We start from the raw sequence: 2,788 nt of genomic DNA, 5'->3' as shown, positions 1-2,788 counted from the left end.
TCGGGCAGTTCAGTGATGGTAGTCTCTGGCATGTGGCATATCCCTTTCTCGACTGAGAATTGACGGCGTCTGAACACCGCCATGATATGCCGCCCCTCAGGGCATCACCAACTTTCGCGCGTTTCTCCACTGGGAACAACTGGACCAAAGATTTCATTGCGCATGATGTCTGCATCCGGTGCCATGTCGACGAGCACTGTGGGATCGAACCAAAATCCTCCCTCGGTCGGTGGGTTTTCCAACCTGCCGCCTCCGATCAGGGCACGAGCCCCCTGAGACAAGGCGTTTTGGACCATGCGTTCGACCTTGGCGCATTCTTCTTCGCTGACTTTCGGCCCGATATCTGTGTCAGGTGATAGCGGATCGCCGATCTTTAACGCCTGAGTGGCGGCAACAAACCTCTCGACAAAGGCATCGTAGACAGGCCGCTGCACCAAGGTGCGTTCATTGCAGATGCATGTCTGGCCGCAATTCATAAACCGTGATGTCACGGCAGACTGAACGGCAAGGTAAAGATCGGCATCAGACATAACGATAAATGCAGCCTTGCCGCCCAGTTCAAGCGACACCGTGGTCAAATTCGCGGATGCGTTCGCCATGATGCGGCGCCCGACTGGAACGCTGCCCGTCATGGTCACAAGGTTGACGTCCGGCGAGGAGGTCAAAGTTTCACCAATGACCTCACCAGCACCGGTGACGATGTTGATCAAACCAGCGGGAACACCAGCTTCCACGAACAATCGCGCCATCGCCAGCCCGGAAAGTGGCGTCATTTCGTGTGGCTTTACAACAACCGCATTGCCGGTGATCAGTGCAGGAGCAACCTTGCGGCAAATGAGTGCCGCCGGATAGTTCCAAGGTATAATTGCCGCAACAACTCCCACGGGTGAACGCCTCACCCAAATCTGTTCTCCGGCATGATCAGAAGGCAGTATCTCGCCAGGAAGACGGCGCGCGAATTCGGCGAAGTAGTCTATGAACTCAGCAGCACCAGCGATCTCTCCGCGCGCCTCCTTGATCGGCTTTCCCTGCTCTCGCACGACCAGTTCCGCGAGGTGCTCCGCGTCGCGCCGTATCAATCTGGAAACTTCGCGCATTAGTCTCGCCCGCTCAATTGGCGCATGTGCGGCCCAAGCTGGTTGCGCCGCTTTTGCGGCGGCAATTGCTTCCATCGCTTGGCCCATGGACGCATCTCTGACGGTCGCAACTACCAGTCCGGTTGCCGATTCGATAATTGATCTGGGGGCACCGAGGCCCTGAACAAAGTCGCCATTAAGCCACTGTGAGGTCTGCAAGTCATGGGTACCACCCCATGACCTAGTTGCGTTTTCCTGGACGTGCTGGGGCATTTCTGACCTGCGAACATGTCTTCCATCTCGCGGCGCACGCGCACGGCGTCCTGATTGGGATCGAACTCGATGTCGCTCCAGCAGACGGCTTTGCCTTTTGCAACGTCACGCTTGAGTTTAGCGCCATGCGCCAAGCCAATCGGCAAACCACCACAAGCTAGGGAGTCGGCCGCTGGCATCAGCTTGCCATACACCATGAACCCACCCTCACCATCGAGAACTTCGCCAGCCTTCAGATCGCGTTTGCTGGTGCTGACCGCATCACCTGAAAACCCTCGGATAGAGCCCGTCGCTTCCCCGCGCAGCATGATATTTGCGACAGAGATACCCAGTTCGAGTCCGATCAGGTGATAGGGTTTGAACATGGCCCCATAGCGACCCGTGGAATCCGTTTGCATGCCGTATTGTGCAAAGCACTGCTGGACATAATCACTGGGAGCTTCGAACACGCAGTAAACGCCCCATCGGAGGTCCTTGAACACCGGGCGGCCATCGCGTTCGAGTGACGAAATGACCTCGACCATGCCTTTGCGTTCAAGCATCCCACCGTCCGACGCGGGTCGCAGCAGGGTAGGAATATCATCCACACCGCATGGCGGGAATTTCAGACCGTCCGAGGGAACGCCAAGCCCTGTCGCGTTGGCGACGGCAGCCATTTCGATGGCTGATTTGGTACCATCCAAAAACGAGTTGAACATCTGCGCATTGAAGTCACCAGAAGCGACCTGTTCCTCGCTGAACCCATAGTAAGACCACACCGTATCAGGAGTCGACGTATGATATTGAGGCAAGTATTTCGTACCTTTGCCTGCGCAGACCACTTCAAAACCAGCGGCCTCAGCCCAGTCCACCATTTCGGCGATCAAAGCGGGTTGGTCACCATATGCCATGGAATAATGCAGTCCGGCATCGCGCGCCTGCTTCGCCAGCAGAGGACCTGCCAGCACATCTGCCTCGACATTGACCATAACGATGTGGCGACCATATCTGACCGCAGCCTGTGCATGGCGGATGCCGGCTGCCGGATGTCCGGTAGCATCCACGACGACGTCCAGACCTTCTGCAGCGATCAAATCATCAGCGTTGTCGACAATGTAGGTTGTCCCGTTCTTCCTCGCTTCATCGAAAGATGTTGCCGAATATTGCTCCTTTGGCCAGCCAACGCGGTTCAACGAATTGCGGGCCCGATCTGGAGAAAGGTCAGCGACACCCAGCAGGCACATTCCTGGAGTGCGACGGATTTGGGACAGAAACATTGATCCAAATTTACCGGCCCCGATCAAGCCCACCCGGATCGGATTTCCTTCAGATTTGGACCTGTCACGGTTTGATGCCGCCCCTTTGATAGCATTTACTGCAGCAAAGGAGATGAACTATGGGACTGAAACGGACGGACGAATTTCGCCAAGATGCGGTGCGTATCGCGCTGACCAGCGGGC

2 protein-coding genes are annotated in these 2,788 nt (G+C 56.5%); both read right to left on the bottom strand.

The genetic code is table 11. The annotated features are described in order from the left end of the window. Positions 1-104: 104 nt before the first annotated feature. Complete coding sequence (locus ROE7235_RS19190) at positions 105-1,184, bottom strand: aldehyde dehydrogenase family protein (protein ID WP_183073596.1); 1,080 nt, start codon at positions 1,182-1,184, stop codon at positions 105-107. Positions 1,185-1,207: 23 nt separating this feature from the next. Next, positions 1,208-2,638 (bottom strand): NAD(P)H-dependent oxidoreductase, encoded by a 1,431-nt coding sequence (locus tag ROE7235_RS19185; protein WP_245964042.1) that lies wholly within the window; start codon positions 2,636-2,638, stop codon positions 1,208-1,210. Positions 2,639-2,788 lie beyond the last annotated feature (150 nt).

It is taken from the genome of Roseinatronobacter ekhonensis (genome assembly GCF_900499075.1).
Taxonomy (GTDB): Bacteria; Pseudomonadota; Alphaproteobacteria; order Rhodobacterales; family Rhodobacteraceae; genus Roseinatronobacter; species Roseinatronobacter ekhonensis.
This window is presented reverse-complemented; position numbering and strand designations above follow the sequence as displayed.

Bases quoted from the DNA above. Each gene is read 5' to 3' on its own strand.
- ROE7235_RS19190 (WP_183073596.1), bottom strand. From the start codon at position 1,184: ATGGGCCAAGCGATGGAAGCAATTGCCGCCGCAAAAGCGGCGCAACCA.